This is a genomic window from Saccharothrix mutabilis subsp. mutabilis (assembly GCF_039521145.1).
GTDB lineage: Bacteria > Actinomycetota > Actinomycetes > Mycobacteriales > Pseudonocardiaceae > Actinosynnema > Actinosynnema mutabilis.
This window is the reverse complement of sequence record NZ_BAAABU010000006.1, coordinates 66,229-82,194: the sequence shown is the minus strand read 5'-3', so window position 1 is coordinate 82,194 and position 15,966 is coordinate 66,229. Positions and strand designations below refer to the sequence as shown.

14 protein-coding genes are annotated in these 15,966 nt (G+C 73.1%); 6 read left to right on the top strand and 8 right to left on the bottom strand.

Features of this window, described 5'->3' with window-relative positions:
• Positions 1-52 precede the first annotated feature (52 nt).
• Positions 53-1,066 carry an AraC family transcriptional regulator gene (locus tag ABD126_RS16485; protein WP_343934725.1) on the top strand — a complete coding sequence of 338 codons (1,014 nt, stop codon included), beginning with the start codon at positions 53-55 and terminating at the stop codon, positions 1,064-1,066.
• A gap of 59 nt (positions 1,067-1,125) precedes the next feature.
• On the top strand, positions 1,126-1,974 hold the full coding sequence (locus ABD126_RS16480; protein WP_343934724.1) for an SDR family NAD(P)-dependent oxidoreductase: 849 nt from the start codon (positions 1,126-1,128) through the stop codon (positions 1,972-1,974).
• Here the strand turns inward: ABD126_RS16480 and ABD126_RS16475 are convergent.
• Positions 1,914-2,687 (bottom strand): alpha/beta fold hydrolase, encoded by a 774-nt coding sequence (locus ABD126_RS16475; protein WP_343934723.1) that lies wholly within the window; start codon positions 2,685-2,687, stop codon positions 1,914-1,916. The genes ABD126_RS16480 and ABD126_RS16475 overlap by 61 nt on opposite strands.
• Positions 2,688-3,023: 336 nt before the next feature.
• On the opposite strand from ABD126_RS16475, the gene ABD126_RS16470 reads away from it, so the two are divergent.
• The gene (locus tag ABD126_RS16470; RefSeq protein WP_343934722.1) at positions 3,024-3,149 is read left to right on the top strand and encodes a hypothetical protein; all 126 of its coding nucleotides are present in this window, start codon (positions 3,024-3,026) and stop codon (positions 3,147-3,149) included.
• A 349-nt stretch (positions 3,150-3,498) separates the two neighbouring features.
• On the opposite strand, the gene ABD126_RS16465 is transcribed toward ABD126_RS16470, so the two are convergent.
• Entirely contained in the window at positions 3,499-4,437 is a 939-nt protein-coding gene (locus tag ABD126_RS16465) for a lysyl oxidase family protein (protein WP_343934721.1), read from the bottom strand.
• A 130-nt stretch (positions 4,438-4,567) separates the two neighbouring features.
• On the opposite strand from ABD126_RS16465, the gene wecB reads away from it, so the two are divergent.
• Complete coding sequence (gene wecB / locus ABD126_RS16460) at positions 4,568-5,677, top strand: non-hydrolyzing UDP-N-acetylglucosamine 2-epimerase (protein ID WP_343934720.1); 1,110 nt, start codon at positions 4,568-4,570, stop codon at positions 5,675-5,677.
• On the opposite strand, the gene ABD126_RS16455 is transcribed toward wecB, so the two are convergent.
• Both ABD126_RS16455 and ABD126_RS16450 read right to left on the bottom strand, forming a co-directional pair.
• Positions 5,603-6,952, bottom strand: coding sequence for an FAD-dependent oxidoreductase (locus tag ABD126_RS16455; protein WP_343934719.1), 1,350 nt, complete (start codon positions 6,950-6,952; stop codon positions 5,603-5,605). The genes wecB and ABD126_RS16455 overlap by 75 nt on opposite strands.
• Positions 6,952-7,752, bottom strand: a complete 801-nt coding sequence (locus tag ABD126_RS16450; protein ID WP_343934718.1) for a glycosyltransferase — start codon at positions 7,750-7,752, stop codon at positions 6,952-6,954. The genes ABD126_RS16455 and ABD126_RS16450 overlap by 1 nt, the downstream gene beginning before the upstream one ends.
• 331 nt (positions 7,753-8,083) lie before the next feature.
• Between ABD126_RS16450 and ABD126_RS16445 the strand changes: the two genes are divergently transcribed.
• A complete protein-coding gene (locus ABD126_RS16445) occupies positions 8,084-9,481 on the top strand; it encodes a sugar transferase (RefSeq protein ID WP_343934717.1) in 1,398 nt (465 codons plus the stop codon).
• A complete protein-coding gene (locus tag ABD126_RS16440; RefSeq protein WP_343934716.1) occupies positions 9,463-10,938 on the top strand; it encodes a putative glycoside hydrolase family 15 protein in 1,476 nt (491 codons plus the stop codon). Before ABD126_RS16445 ends, ABD126_RS16440 begins: the two co-directional genes overlap by 19 nt.
• A 153-nt stretch (positions 10,939-11,091) precedes the next feature.
• Here the strand turns inward: ABD126_RS16440 and ABD126_RS16435 are convergent, their stop codons facing one another.
• The 4 genes from ABD126_RS16435 to ABD126_RS16420 are packed head-to-tail and all read right to left on the bottom strand — an operon-like array spanning position 11,092 to position 15,783.
• Positions 11,092-12,171, bottom strand: coding sequence for a glycosyltransferase family 4 protein (locus tag ABD126_RS16435; RefSeq protein WP_343934715.1), 1,080 nt, complete (start codon positions 12,169-12,171; stop codon positions 11,092-11,094).
• Positions 12,168-13,256, bottom strand: a complete 1,089-nt coding sequence (locus ABD126_RS16430; RefSeq protein WP_343934714.1) for a glycosyltransferase — start codon at positions 13,254-13,256, stop codon at positions 12,168-12,170. The genes ABD126_RS16435 and ABD126_RS16430 overlap by 4 nt, the downstream gene beginning before the upstream one ends.
• Positions 13,253-14,659 (bottom strand): oligosaccharide flippase family protein, encoded by a 1,407-nt coding sequence (locus ABD126_RS16425; RefSeq protein ID WP_343934713.1) that lies wholly within the window; start codon positions 14,657-14,659, stop codon positions 13,253-13,255. The genes ABD126_RS16430 and ABD126_RS16425 overlap by 4 nt, the downstream gene beginning before the upstream one ends.
• Positions 14,656-15,783, bottom strand: coding sequence for a glycosyltransferase family 87 protein (locus ABD126_RS16420; protein ID WP_343934712.1), 1,128 nt, complete (start codon positions 15,781-15,783; stop codon positions 14,656-14,658). The genes ABD126_RS16425 and ABD126_RS16420 overlap by 4 nt, the downstream gene beginning before the upstream one ends.
• Positions 15,784-15,966: the final 183 nt, after the last annotated feature.

Here is a 15,966-nt window from a genome sequence, read left to right as displayed (position 1 = left end):
CCTCCGGTTCCGCTTCTTGACTTCGCACGACAACTATTTGACCCTGGACGACATGTCGGTGGTCCGGTCGGCCGGGTTGCGCGGGTTCCGCGCCACGGTGGCCGAGCTGGGCGGGCACGCCGACGACTACGCCGCCGCCGCGGGCCTGCCGACCGCCGCGCTGGACGTGGACGACCTGCTGGTGTCCGACCGGTCGGTGGTGGCCGTGCTGGAGATCGCGGCCGAGGCGTTGCGGTGCCCGGACCTGGGGTTGCGGGTGGCGTCCCGGCAGGACTTCGGCATGCTGGGGCCGCTCGCGCTGGCCATCCGCAACTCGCCGACCGTGGCCGACGCGTTGGAGTGCACGTCGCGGTACCTGTTCGTGCACGCGCGTTCGCTGAGCCTGACGATGGAGGACGACCCCTACGGGGCGCGGGGTGTCGCGGCGCTGCGGTACGGGCAGCCGCCGTGGTTGCCGGTGTCGGTGCAGGCGACGGACCTGGGGTTGGGGTTCCTGCACCGGGCGATCCGGTTCCTGGTGGGCGGGTCCTACGGGCTGCGGTCGGTGGAGCTGCCTTACACGCCGGTGTCGCTCGGGGTGTACGAGGAGTTCTTCGGGACCACCGTCCACACGGGACGGTCCGCGCCGATGTTGCGGGTGCCGCGCAGCCTGGCCGCGCAGCCGCTGGCGGGCGGGGACGAGCGGGTGTGGCGGCTGGCGCTGGCGTTCCTGGCCGAGCAGACCGCGGGGGAGGGCGCGTCGCTGGCGTTGCGGGTGCGCGGGGTGGTCGTGCAGTCCCTGGGGACCGTGCCGCCGGAGGTCGGGGCGGTGGCGCGACTGGTGAACGTGCACCCGCGGACGTTGCAGCGGCGGTTGGCGGCGGAGGGGACGACGTTCGCCGAGATCCTGGACGACGTCCGGCGGCAGGCCGCGCTGCGGTACCTGACCACGACGGACATGCCGATGAGCCAGGTGGCGGGCATGTTGGGGCTGTCGGAGCAGTCGGCCCTGAGCCGGTGCTGCCGCCGGTGGTGGGACTCGACGCCCAGCGCCGTCCGCCGCGACGGCGTCCCGTTGTCGTCTTGAGTCAAATCTCTGTCGCGCGGGGTCAAGTCTTGCTCGGCGCGGCCGGGCACGCTGGTCGCATGGACAACTACCGGTTCAGCGGCGGCACTGCGGTGGTCACCGGGGCGGCGAGCGGTATCGGCGAGCACCTCGCGCACGGGCTCGCGGCGCGGGGCAGCGACCTCGTACTGGTGGACCGCGACGCCGACCGGCTGAAGTCGGTGGTGGAGGCGATCGGGCGGCGTCGGCCCGGCGTGGCCGTGGCCGGCGTGGTCGCCGATCTGTCCGATGTGTCCGGTCTGGCGGACGTGGTGTCCGGCATCCTGGCCGACCACCCCCGGATCACGTTGCTGGTCAACAACGCCGGGGTGGCGCTCGGTGGCGAGTTCGACCAGGTCAGCGCCGAGGAGTTCGACTGGGTGATGGACGTGAACTTCCGCGCGCCGGTCGCGTTGACCCGGCTGTTCCTGCCGCGGCTGCTGGCGTCGCCGGGCAGTCACGTGGTGAACGTGTCGAGCCTGTTCGGGCTCATCGCGCCGCCCGGGCAGGCGGCGTACTCGTCGAGCAAGTTCGCGCTGCGCGGGTTCTCCGAGGCGCTGCGGCACGAACTCGCGCCGCGCGGGGTCGGCGTGACCACCGTGCACCCCGGTGGCATCCGGACGCGCATCGCGGAGTCGGCGCGGGTCGGTTCCGGCGTGCCCGCGGACCAGGCGGCGCAGGGGAAGGACGGGTTCGCGAAGCTGTTGAGCTACCCGGCGGACAAGGCGGCGGAGCAGATCCTCGCCGGGGTCGAGAAGCGCAAGGGGCGGGTGCTGATCGCGTTCTCCGCGGTGGCGCCGGACGTCCTGGCCCGCCTGTTCCCGACCCGCTACATGGCGGTGCTCAACTTCCTGCGCCCGGCCGCGGCCCGCAACGCTTCCTCCGGCTGAGGTTCGTCCGGCTGGTGTCCGTTCGGCTGGGGTTGGTTCGGTCGGGGTTGGCTTGGCTGGTGTCCGTTCGGCTGGGGTTGGCTCGGCTGGGATTCTTCGCGTGCCCACCGGGCCAGGCGGGGTTCGACGGCCGCGTAGACGTCGGGGTCCAGGCCCATCCCGGTGTGGGTGCTGCGGACTTCGACGCACTCGGCGGACGGGTCGCGGCACAGGTCCGGCGGCGCGACGACGTCCCGTGCGGAGAACAGCGCCAGGGCGTGGACTTCGGGCGGTAGCGGGGCGGCGAGCGCGGCGAAGTTCGTGTCGTAGCAGTCGCCGGCGAAGCACTGTTCGTTGAGCAGCCCCGGGATGCCCAAGGCGGACGCCCGCGCGAGGAACCGCGCGACCCTGACGACGGCGGGGTGCGCGCCGAGCGGGTCGAGCACCGGGCTGCCCAGCATCACCAGCCCACGCACCAGCTCCGGCCGTCGAGCGGCCACCAGCCGAGCCAACCACCCACCCCGGCTCTGCCCGAACAGGACGACCCGGCCACCGGTCGCCGCGACGTGCTCGGCGACCCGCTTCTCCAGCCGCTCCACCAGTTCGGTGGTGCACCCGACGTTCAACCCGATCCGAGCCCCGACCGGCGCGTACCCCCGAGCCCGCAACCACCGGGAGGTGACGGCGAGACTCCGATCCCCGAACCCGAACCCGGGCACCAACACCACACCCACCCCGCGCCCCTGCCGCGGATCAACCCGCCGCCAAGCGGGGTGCCGCAGGAGCCGTGGCAGCTCCAACACCGCCACCAGGATGACCTGCTCACCCGCGAAAGCGCGAAAAGCCCGAGTCGCGCGCCCCGCATGACCGCTGAACGTCCACACGTCGCACCCCTCCCACCGGCGGCAAGTGTGGTCGGGGTACCCACGCGACCCGTCATGTCACGCGCCAGGGGGAACAATTCGCCAAGTGGCCCGCCGACCCGGTCAACCGGCACCACCGGGGGTGGGGAGGGGGGAGGGGTTCGGTGAGAGCGCGACCACAGGCCAGGCTGCGGTGGGGTGGGCGAGGTGGGTGGGCGAGATCGGGTCGGGTCGGGCGCGGCGGTCGCGGGCCTCGGGTTGGCGGGCGTCGGCGGGCGGATGGGGCAGGGCGCGGCGGGCTGGGGCAGCTGTGCGGCGGTGGCCGGCGGGTAGGCGGGCAGGCGGGTAGGCGGGCAGGCGGGCAGGGTGCGGCCGGGGAGTTGGCGCGGGGCGGCGGTGCGCGCGGCCGGTTGGGCGAAGCGGTGCGCGCGGCGTGCGGGGTGGGCGTGGGGCGTGCGGGGTGCGGCGTGGGGTGGGCGGCGTGCGGCGTGCGGGACGGGATCGGGAGTGGGTGCGTGGCTGGTGGGGTGGGGCGGGGCCAGGGACTGGGGGCCGTTGACCGCGCTCCTTGTTTACGGGACGCGCGAGAGCGGGTTTGGTCGCAGATCCTGCATGTCACCCGATCGGGGGTTTCTCTCAAGCCCGCCCGCCGCCGACCCCTTCCCACCCCCGTCAGCGCAGCTCAACGTTGCGCACACCGCTCCTCACCCGGACAACTCCGAACAAGCTTCACCTTGGGCGCGGCCGTGATGACTGCCGGTGGGGTCACCGCGCCGCCGGGCCACTGCAGTGAGATGGCCATCGACGACACGTTGTTGCCGTAGTCCTTCTCCACCAGGCTCCGGTCCGCGTTCACCACGTTCACCACGTCGTACATCCCCGACGGCACGTGCGTCAGGTCCAGCCACTGGAAGTCCACCTCGTAGTCGTAGTCATCCCCCGACCCGACCGAGATGCCCTGCTTCACGTCCACCGCCAGCGGGTCCCCGCGCTTGCACATGTTCTCCCGCAGGAACACCGCCAGCTCACCCTCCGGGCTGGACAGGTCCTGGGGCCGCGCCGGCAGTTCGCGCGCGTCGCGGGTCGCGTAGCGGTCGCCCAGGCAGAAGCCGTTCTTGCGGTCGTTCGTCAGCGTCACGCCGTCCGGCGTGCGCAGCATGAAGTGCTCGAAGTCCAGCAGGTGCCAGTGCTCGTGCGTCGCCGCCGGCTCGTAGTACACCGTCGCGGGCAGGTCGTGCTGCGCCTCCTCGAACGACGCCGGGATCGAACGGTCCACACCGGACTGGAACGCCTGCCGCGCGCGCATGGTGGGCTCCTCCGACGACGACCGCCGCGCGTAGATCACCAGCGGACCGTCGCCCACGTTGTCCGCCGACGTCGTGAACCGCAGCCGCACCGCGCCGGCCGGACCGTTCGCGAGACAATTGCCGTTGGCCGACAACGGGTCCTCCACCAGGCACACGTCCCAGTCCCGGCACTGGCCCGGATCGCGCGCCGTGCCGCCGGGGCACCCCACGGGCGCCTGTCTCAGGTCCGGCAGCAGGGGACCGGACTCGGCCGGCGCGCCGAGCGCGGCCACGGTCATCGCGGCCGTCGCGGCGGCCTGGAATTTCCTGATCACCGGAACAATCTAGTGCCACCAAACAAAAACGACACCTACGTTCACTCGATCGACTGAGGTGCAAGGGAAAGCTCCGCAGCAAGCCTTACCTTCGCCCGCATTCCAGCCACCTACTAAGGAGAACGTCACGGTGGACACCGTCACGCTGGTGTGCGGCACCCGCCCCGAGCTGATCAAGCTCGCACCGCTGATCCGCCTGTTCGGCCCGCGCGCCACGCTCGTCTACACCGGACAGCACTACGACCGCGCCATGTACGACCTGATCCGCCGGGACGTCGCCGAACCCGGCAGCTTCCACGAGTTCGCCCTCGGCGGCGCCCGGCGCGGCGCTCAGCTGGGCCTGGCCACCAAAGCGGTGGACGACGTGCTCAAGGCCCACCCCACCACGTGCGTCGTCGTGCAGGGCGACACGACCTCCGCGCTCGCGGGCGCGTTGGCCGCCAACGCCAACAACACCCCGCTGGTCCACGTCGAAGCGGGCCTGCGCAGCTTCGACCGGGCCATGCCCGAGGAGCACAACCGGGTGCTCATCGACCACCTCGCCGACCTGTGCTGCGCCCCCACCCCGCTCAACGAGCAGAACCTGCGCGCCGAACGCATCCCCGCCGAGCGGATCGCCGTCACCGGCAACACCGTCGTCGAAGCCCTGGGGACCGCCCTGCCCGGCCCCGACGCCGAACGCGCGATCCTGCGCACCCACGGCCTGCGCCAGGACACCTACGCCCTCGCGACCATCCACCGCCCGGAGAACGTGGACGACCCGGCCAACCTCGAAACGATCCTGCGCCACCTGGCCGACCTGCCGCTCCCGGTCGTCCTCCCGCTGCACCCCCGCACGGCCAAGCGCGCCGAGGAGCACGGCCTCACCGCGCTGCTCCGCGCGCTCGTCGTCATCGAACCGCAGGCCTACCCGGACTTCCTGGCCCTGGCCCGCGCCGCGGCCGTCCTGGTGTCGGACTCCGGTGGCATCCAGGAAGAGGTCAGCGTGCTCAAGCGACCCGTCGTGGTGGTGCGGCGCAGCACCGAACGCCCCGAGATCGAGGGGACGTTCGGCACGCTCGTCCCGCCGGGGCCCCGCATCGGCCGCGAGGTGCGCCGCTGGCTGGACGACGTGCCCGGCCACCGCGCCCGGCTGGCCGGGATCCCGTCGCCCTACGGCACCGGCTCACCCTCGGTGCGGATCGCCGCCGCCCTGGAGGACCTGGTCGGTCGCTCCCTCGACCTGCCCGCCCTCGTGTGACCCCGGGCCGCGAACCGCGTCGTCCAGCAGCGCGACGACGCGGTTCGCCAGGCCCACGCTGGAGTTCCAGCTCGTCACCGACGGGTAGACGTGCGCCGTGGTGGCCAGCAGCAGCGGGGTGCCCGCGACCTCAAGCGGCGGCCGGTGCTCCAGGTACCCCAACGGGTACACCGGTTCCACGAACGGCGCCTTGAACAGCCGCACCTCCTCGACGTCGGCCGAGGTCAGGTCCGGGTACAGCCCGACGAGCTGCTTGGTCCACCGCGCCGTCACCCGCGCGTCGTCCTCCCGGTACAGCGCGGACTCCCGGTCGGTGTACTTCATGACGTACACCAGGTGCCGCCCGTGGAACGGCCCCGCCAGCGCGGACATCTCGATCACGCCGTCGAAGTCCGTGCCCGACCGCACGACCGGCGCCCAGTAGTGCCCGGACAACGGCCGCCGCAGGAAGAACAGCGCGTTCACCACGCCCTGGTACGCCAGCCGCACGTCCGGCAGCAGCGGCGCCAGCGCGGGGTCCGCGATCGACCGCAGCGCCGGCAGCGGCAGCGTCGAGACCACCCGGTCGGCCTCGAACACCTCGTCCGAGACGAGCACCGACCCGTCGCCGCGCACGCGGGTGACCGGCGACGACGTCCGCACCACGCCGCCGGCGTCCTCGATGGACCGGCGCAGCGCGTCGATGATCGTCCGGTACCCGCCGGCGGGGTAGCCGCGCACCGAGACGTTGGACTCCCGGCCCAGCCGCTGCCACAGGTACAGCGCCGGCACGTCCCCGAAGGCCGCGCCGAACTTCGACCCGAACATCGGCGCGAGCAGCGAGTCCCACACCCGGTCGCCGTACAGGCCGCGCAACCAGTCCTCGGTGCGCAGCCGGTCCAGGTCCCGCCCGCGCCCCAACCGCCGCAGCAGCAACGACACCGCGCCGAACCGGACCCGGTCGCGCAGCCGCAGCGGGGTGAACCGCAGCAGGTCCAGCGCGGAGTTGAACGGGTGGTGCCGCCCGCCCACGACCATGCCCATGCTGGTGCGCCGCCACGCCACCGACTCGCGCAGCCCCACCTCGCCCAGCAGCGCCAGCAGGTCGTCGTCGGTGGGCATCACGCAGTGGTAGAACCGCTCGACCCAGCCGTCCCGCCACGGGGTGAACGTCCCGAGGCCGCCGAGCTGGTCGCCGCCCTCCAACAGGGTGACCTCCGCCCCCGACCGGGCGAGCCGGTGCGCGGCGGCCAGTCCGCAGATACCGCCACCCAGGACGGTGACCCGGGTGCCCATCAGAGCGGCCGGTACGGGGCCGGCGCCAGGCGGTCGCGCACGAGCAGCTTGAGGTACTGCGCGATGGTCCGCCGCAGCTTGAGCTTGCTCGGCCCCTGCTTGCGGTCGTAGCGCAGGGTCAGCGGGACCTCGGCGATCACCGGCCGGCAGTGCCGCAGCTTGAGCAGCAGTTCGACCATGCACGCGAACCCGCGCTCCTCGACCAGCCGCTCGCCCCAGTGCTCGGCGGCGCGGGCCAGCAGCGACACCCGGTAGGCGCGGAACCCGCTGGTGAAGTCGCGCACCCCGGCCACGTCCAGCACGCGCCGGAACAGCACCGCCGCGCCGCGCGAGAGCAGCCGGCGGAACGCGGGCGCGGTGGCGTCGTCGCCGCCGTCGACGAACCGGGAGCAGATCACCACGTCCGCGCCGGCCTCGACCTCCCGGCGCAGCGCGGTGATCAGGGCCGGGTCGTGGGTGTCGTCGGCGTCCATCACGACCACCAGGTCGTCGGCGTCGGCGACCTCCAGCACGGCGCGCAGGCCGGACTGCACGGCCTGCCCCAGGCCCAGGTTGACCGGGTGCCGGACGACCTTCACGTCCAGGCCCGCCACGTCGTGGGCGCACTCGGCGGTGCCGTCGGAGGAGCCGTCGTCCACCACCCAGGCGGTGATCTCCTCGGTGCGCGCCACGTCGGCGAGCCGGCGCAGCAGGGGCGGCAGCGACTCCGCCTCGTTGTAGGCGGGCAACACGACGTGCGCACGTCCCCGGGTGCGAATCGTGGCGGGCGCGCTGGGCGCCTCCCGTTCGTCGACTGCCACTCTGCCGACCCCATTTCCCTTGTTCCGGATGACCGGGCCAGAATTATTCGCCTGGGAACTCGAACCGGGTTCCACCCACCCCCGTCTTCCCGGTGGCTCGGTCGGTGACGGGAACCCGCACGACACGACTGCTTTTGTCGCTGAACAGGAGGACGTGATCTCACCAAAGAGTGAACGGGAGGTCTGCAAATCGTTCTTCCCAGCGGTAGGTAGTCGAAATTCTCTTTCGAGTGAACTCGGTCGGATTACGAAAGGACGTCGTCGGAATGTGCTGTGGCGTGGTGTTGGCGCTGTGGGGGCGGGCACTCGTCACCCGGGAGGGTGGCCAGTGGTGAACCAGGTGGGCACGACGGCCCCCGCGCCGCCGCGATCGGGCCGGGTCCAGGCGGAGGTGCCGCGCGACCTGCTCGGCCGGGTGAACGCGGTCGCGGTGCTGCTGGTCGTGGTGGACGTGGCGGCGCTGGCGGTGGTCGCACGGGGCCTGCCCTGGGCGTGGGCGGCGGTCGCGGCGGGCGCCCTGCTCGGCGTGCGGGCGTCCTGCCGGCTCTACCGGCGGCGGCTGTGGCTGTCCTGGCTGCACGACGTGCCGCGCTCGACCGTCGCGACCGCCACGGCGTTCGCGCTGGTCACCGGCGTGACCCTGGTCGCCGGGACGCAGCCGGGCACGACCGCCGAGGTCCAGTGGGCGATCGTGAACTTCACCTTGTGGAGTGAACCTGCTCGCCTGTTCGTGTTTGCCTTCGGCCGGTGGGCCCGCCGGCGCTTCCACCGCTGCGACCGCACGATCGTCGTCGGCGCGGGCAAGGTCGGCGCGACGCTGACCGCCGCCATGCTCCAGCACCCCGAGTACGGCCTGCGCCCGGTCGGGTTCGTCGACCCGTCGCCCGCGCTGGACGGCGACGAGCTGCCGCTGCCGCTGCTGGAGGACAACCTCGCCGACGCCATCACCCGCCACCGCGCGGGCTCGGTCGTGCTCGCCTTCTCCCGCGCGACCGACTCGCCGCTGGTCAACGCGGCCATCACCGCCCACCGGCTGGGCTGCTCGATCTTCGTCGTCCCCCGGATGTACGAGCTGCACCAGGACGGGCCCGACGTCGAGCGGCTGCGCAGCTTCCCGCTGGTCCGGCTGAGCACCGCGCCGACCACCCGGCCCAGCTGGTGGGTCAAGCGCGGCGTGGACGTGCTGCTCGCGGGCCTGTCGCTGGTCGTGCTCGCCCCGGTCATCGCGGTGTGCGCGCTGGCCGTGCTGGTGGAGAGCGGGCGGCCGGTGATCTTCCGCCAGGTCCGGGTCGGCATGGACGACCGGACCTTCGTCCTCTACAAGCTGCGCAGCGTCCGGATGACCGGCGAGGACGATTCCCAGATCCGCTGGTCGGTGGTCGGCGACCGCCGCGTCGGCCCGGTCGGGCGATTCCTGCGGCGGACCTCGCTGGACGAGTTGCCGCAGTTGTGGAACATCCTGCGCGGCGACATGTCGATTGTCGGGCCGCGCCCCGAACGACCGGGTTTCGTGCGCGAATTCTCGGCCGTCCACGACCTATACTGGGCGCGGCACCGGGTGCCGACCGGATTGACCGGACTCGCGCAGGTGCACGGGTTGAGAGGGGACACCTCCATTGTCGACCGGTCGCGCTACGACAACTACTACATCGCGAATTGGTCGTTGTGGCTGGACGTTCGAATCCTGTTGCTGACGGTGGGTGAGCTGTTGTGCCGAAGGAACCGCTGATCTCTCGTCGTCGGTGGCGCGTGGCCGTGCGGGCGGGGCTCGCCGCGGTCGTGCTCGCGGGCTCGGTGTGGCTGCCCGGTTACGCCGGGCAGTGGCTCGCCGAGCCCGAGGGGGAACCCACGCCGCTGCCCGCCGACCCGCAGCCGCTGGCGCCGCCGCCGAAGCCGCTGGCGCCGTGCGCCTGGTGGTACGGCATCGGCGAGCCGCCCACCTACGCGGACCTCAAGTTCGCGGCGCAGCACTACGACCTCGTGGTGCTCAACGCGACCGAGACCGCGGCCATGCGGCGGCTGCGCAAGCTCAACCCGAAGATCAAGATCCTGGTCTACAAGGACTTCTCCAGCACCCGCAACTACCCGGGCGCGGTGGACGGCGGCAAGGACGCCGCCTACCTGCCCAGCGGCGTGGGCTACATCGCCGCGCAGAAGAACCACCCGGAGTGGTTCGCCGTGGACACCGCCGACCGCCACATCGAGTGGAAGGGCTACCCGCTGCACTGGCAGATGACGGTGTGGACGGAGTCCTACCAGAAGGCGTGGGCGGAGGCGGTCACCGCCGAGGTGGTGCGCGAGGGCTGGGACGGCGTGCTGGCCGACAACGACTTCAGCTCGCTGAGGTACTACTCGTCGGCGGTGCTCAAGGGCACCGCCGACGCCGCCGCCACCGACCGGCAGATCCGCGAGGGCCTCGACCGGTTCCTGCAGATCGCGGGCGACTCGCTGGCCCAGGCCGGGAAGATGCTGATCCCGAACGTGTCCGAGTCGCACCTGACGCCGGGGCGGTGGTCGGCGCACTCCCGCTACAGCGGGGCGATGGAGGAGAACTTCGGGCTGCGCGAGAGCACCGGCGGCGGCGAGCTGCTGACCTTCCGCGGCAACGAGTTCAAGGAGTTGCGGGCGCAGGCGGCGCTGGGCGAGTCGTGGCTGCTGCTGGTGACGCGCACGCACAGCCTGCGCGAGGAGCGGGTCGGCTACGCGACGGCGGCGCTGCTGGCCGGTCCGTACACCTGCTGGCACGGGGCGTCCACCCAGACCTACGAGGACCCGGACTGGTCGGCCTACCAGGACTCGGGGCTCGGGGAGGCGGTCGAGACGGCGAACCAGCTGGCCAACGGGGTGTGGACGCGGACGTTCACCAACGGGTGGGTGGCGGTCAACCCGACCGCCAAGACCGTGAAGGTCACCCCGCCGCCCGGGATGACGACGATCGAGGGGACGCCGGTGTCCGGCGCGGTGGAGCTGCCCGGCGCGGACGCGGCGGTCCTGGTGAAGGCCCCCGCCCCCGCCACCACCCCGGAGCCGACCACCACGACCACGACGGCCCAGCCGACCACGTCCACCACGACGCCCACCACCGCGCCGAGCCCGACCACCCCGACGACGACCACGACGACCGGGACCACCACGACGACGCCCACCGCGACCCCGCCACCACCGCCACCCGCGCCGACCGGGTGACGTCGAGGTCCGGCGGGGGGGGGTGACACTGGGCGGAGTGGCGAGGCGGCGAACGACCGGCGGGGTGGCGGGGAAGTCCGGCCCGAGGAGTTCGCCCGCCACCAGGACGACCTCGAAGCGCCTGCTCGCGCCGGAGGACGCCCGGCTGCCGGGTCAGGACAGCAGTTCCCGGTAGAGCGCGAGGTGGCGGGCGGCGCACACGTCCGGCGCGAACCGGGTCCGGGCGCGGTCGGCCAGGACCGCGCCGCGCGCACCGGGGTCGGGGTCGGCGAACAGCGCCCGCAGCCTGGCCGCCAGCCCGGCCACGTCACCCGGCTCGGCGAGGCTGCCGTGGTCGGACAGCATGTCGGCCACGCCGCCGGTGTCCGTGGCCACGACGGGTTTCCCGGCCGCCATCGCCTCGGCGACCACCAGCGGCTGCTGTTCCATCCGCGACGGCAGCACCAGGGCGTCGTGGCAGGTCAGCTGCGCCGCCACGTCCGACCGGAAGCCCAGGAACCGGACCCGGCCGGGCAGGTCGCGCCGCGCCCGCCGCTCGGCCTCCATGCGCACCGGCCCGTCCCCGACGACGGTCAGCGACGCGTCCGCCGGCATGGTCCCGGGCCGCGCCAACGCCTCCAGGAGGGTGAGCAGCCCTTTGCGCTCCACCAGGAGCCCGACGAACACCAGCCGCCGCACCGGTCCGGTCGGCGGGCACGACGGCGGCAGGTCCACGCAGTTGTCGATGTGCGTGACCCGCTGGGCCGGCACCCGCAGCCGCCGCACCAGGAACTCGCCCATCGCGGGCGCGGGCACGATCGTCCGGTGCACGAACCGCGCCACCCCGGCGTCCGCCGCGAGCACCGTCCGGGTGTACCTCGACGGCCCGGACGCCCCGGCCCGGCCCCGGAACCACGGTTCGGCCACGTCGTCGGGCACCCCGTGGTAGGTCTGGACGACCTTGTGCCGCAACCGGAGCCCGGCGCTGACCAGCCCGGCCCGCCGGTCCTGGGCGTGCACGACGTCCGGCCGCCACGCCCGCAGCGCGTCCCGCGCCTGCCGACCGGCCTTCAGGTCGCCCTTGGTGGCCACCGACAGCTCGGTGTGATGGCCCTTGATCAGCTCCGCGCCGCGCGCCGGCACCGGACCGAACACCCGCACGTCGTGGCCGAACTCCAGCAGCGTCGCGGCCAGCCGCACGGTCACGTCCACCGGCCCGCCGCGGTCCTGCGTCAACAGGTAGGCGACCTTCACCGCGCCCCTCCCACGAGCTTGTCCACCAGGGTCGCGACCTGGTCGCACACCCTGGTCGAGTCGAACAGGACCTCGGCGCGCCGCCGCCCGGCGAGCCCCTCGCCCGCCGCCAGCACGGGATCGGCGAGCCGGGTGGCCAGCGCCGCCGCCAGCGCGGGCACGTCCCCGGCGGGCACGACGGCCCCGGCCTCGCCGACGCTCTGCCGCACCCCGCCGACGTCGAACGCCACCACGGACCGGCCGCTGGCCATCGCCTCCAGCGGCACCAACGCCATCCCCTCCGCCCGCGACGGCAGCACCACCACGTCGGCGGCGGTGTAGAAGTCGGCGACCGCGGTGTCATGGCCCCACCAGCGCACCGACCGGTGGTCGCCCTCGGCCCGCCACCGCTCGCGCATCGGCCCGTCGCCGACCAGCACCAGGTGCGCGTCCGGCACCCGCGCCAGCACCGAAGGCCACGCCCGCAGCAGCTGGTCCTGGCCCTTCAGCGGGGCCATCCGCCCCACGCACACCGCCGTCGGCACGTCCGGCAGCCCGAGCCGCTTGCGCGCGGCGACCCGGCTGCGCGGCTTGAGCAGCCGGGTGTCCACCCCGTTGCACACCACCTCGGCCGGCGTCGTGACGCCCACCGCGCGGCCGGCGGCCAGTTCGTCGTCGCTGACGCACACGAGCTGGTCGGTCCACCGCGCGGCGAACCGCTCCCACGCCGCCGTCGCCTGCTTGAGGGCCCCGCCGGCGCTCTGGAAGGACCACATGTGCGGCTGGAAGATCGTCGGCCGCCTCCCGCGCACGGCCAGCCGTCCCGCCAGGCCCGCCTTGGAGCTGTGCAGGTGGACCACGTCGGGGTCCAGCCGGTCGAGGATGCCCTTCAGGCTCCGGGTTTCCGCGACCGTGGCGGGCCCGGGGCTCCGGGTGGCCGCCCACGGGTGCACCGGCACGCCCGCGTCGCGCACGCGGTCCGCGAGCCACCCCGGCGGGCACACCACGTCCACCCGCCAGCCCAGCTCACGCTGTGCCGCGGCCAGTTCCCGCACCACCGCCGCCACCCCGGCCTCGACCGGCTGGGACACGTGCACGACCCTCATCGACGCACCTCACGCAGTTCACGCACGGTGCGGCGGTCCACCAGCAGGACCACCGCCGTGTAGCCGAGCACCAGGACCAGACCCCCGGCGACCACTCCGGTCGGCGACGGCCCGAACAGCGCGCCCACCGGCCCTCCGATCGCGAGACAACACGCGGCGCCCAGCGCCGTCGTCAACACCGCCCGACCGAGCCGCGGCGGCGCGAGACCGTTGCGCCGCAACACCATCCACGTGACCGGGACGAGCACGCACACCACCGCCGCCTGCGTCACCGCGACGGCCACCACGCCGTGCCGGGTCACCACGGCGAGCGCCACCACCAGGGACACCAGGTGGGTCAGCTCCAGCGCGAGGTAGCGGCGGGCGTGCCCGGTGGCGCGCAGCACCTGGTACCACAGGTGCAGCAGGCCGAGCCCGAGCCCGTAGAGGGACAACGCCACCAGCGGGACGGCCGCCGGCGACCAGCGCGCGCCGAACACGTCCACCCGCTCCGCCATGGTCGCCGTCACCGCGTACAACCCGCCGGTGACCACCAACACGGCCTGGGTGAACCGCCCCACCGCGACCGGCACCTCTTGCGCTTCCCCGGCGCGGATCAGCCGCGTGCACAACGGGAACACCACGCCACCCAGCACGACGGCGACCACGATGTAGGGCACCCAGGCGATCCGGTAGGCCAACGAGTACACGCCCACCGCCTCCGGCCCGAGGACGTGCCCGATCGCCAGGTAGTCGACGTTGACCAGCAACACCGCCACCAGCGCCCCCGGCCCGACCACGGCGATCCACCGCAACGCCTCGCCGGCGGCCCGCTCGTCCCAGCACGGCCGAACCCGCACCCCGACCGCCATGCCCAGCACCGGCAACGCCACCGCCGTCACCAGCAGCCCCACCACCAACGAGACCGGCCCGCTGCCCTGAGCCGCGAGGACTGTCGTCACGGCCGCACCGAGCAACGCGCTGCCCGCGTCGGGCACGAGCCGACGGCGGAAGTCCAGGTCCCGGTGCATCAGCCCGAGCTGCACACCCCCGGCGGCGGTGAACGGAAGGCTCAGCGCGGCCAGCCGGATCAGCGGTGCCACCTGAGGTGCGTCCAGCGCATGTGCGAGGGCGTCCGCGCAGGCGGCGACCGTCACCGCGAGCACGACGCCCGTGCCGACGCTGAGGACGAGCAAGGTGCCCGCCACCCGGCGCGGGTCGAGGGTGGTGCGGCTGATCACGTCGTAGACGCCCATGGACTGGACGACGTGGCCGATGTTGACCAGCGAGACGGTGAGCGCGACCAGTCCCAGCCCTTCTTCGGTGAGGAACGCGGCCAGCGCCAGCGTGACCGCGACCTGGCCGGCTTTGCCGACCAGGTTCACCAGGAAGAGCCACAACGAGCCGCGCACAGCTCCCGTCATGCGCGAAGTCGGCTACGCGCGAAGACCACCAACGCCACCCAGGCGAGCACGACCGCCACCCCGTCCACCGTCACGCTGGCCCTGACCCCGCCCAGTTCCCGGATGACCGTGTCCACGAAGTGCAGATGCGCGAAGGGAACCACCAACGCGACGACGGCAACCCCGAGCCACCGCAGCTCACGACGCCGTCGCCACCACACCACCGCGGCAGCCGCCATCGCCGGCACCGCGATCAACACGTCCCCGGGCTGGTGGACCACGGCGACGACGACAGCCACGCAGGTCAACAGGTCGGCCGCCCCGGTGTCGTCCTGAACCCGGTCAAGCCGCCGAACCAGGACCGCGCTGATAGCCAACACCGCCACCAACGCCAACACCTCGGCGGCAGGCGGCAACCACCCGGTGACCCGGAAAACCACCGCCGCGACGTCCACCCGTTGAGCCGTCATCGAGTCAACGGCCCCGTAGGCGGTCTGCGACGCATGCTCAAGGTTCCGCGAGATCACCTCAAGAAACCCGCCGATGCCGTCCCGAGCCACCAACGGCACCAACGCCACCAGACTGGCCCCGGCAGCGATTCCCGTGCCGCCCAACGCAACCCGCCAGGACCCGCGAGCGCACAACAGGACCGCCAACGGCAACCCGAACTGCGGCTTGAGCCAGGCCAACGCCAGGGCGAGAGCGGCCCACCGGGGATGACTGGTCCGAGCCGACAACGCCCCCGCCGCCCCGATCGCCAACAGCGGGTTGACCTGCCCCACGTACAACTGGGCCTTGCCGACCTGACTGGTGACCAACAACGCGGCCACCACGACCGTGCCGAGCACCCAGGGAGCCCGAACACGTCCCGCGGCCATCACAGCGAGGACGACGAGCAACACCAGCGAGGCCAACGCGAACGCCACAGCGCCCACCCGGTAGCCGGGCAGCGCGAAGGGCATGTGCAGCAACAGGTGGTAGGGCTGGTAGAGGTTGAAGTTCTGCCGAACCGGCCAGTGGGCGAACATCACCGCCGGGTCGTAGGGGTTGCCGCCGGCCAGGAACTCGCGGATCGGGAAGTACAGCGCATCCCGGAAGTCCTGCATCCGCTCTTCGGCGAGGTTCCCGGGCCCCGGCAGGGGCACCTCGACAGCCGGCCGCAAAGCCCGCCAAGCCCCCACCACGCCGAGAACCCCGGCAACAACCCCCCCAACAACCCGAACCCGCGCCGCCACCCCACCCCGCCCAGCGGCCTCAGCTGGATCAGCGGTCAGGACCGCCCCCGCCGAGCCGGCCGCTCCCGCTCCCGTCGCCTCAGCTGGATCGGC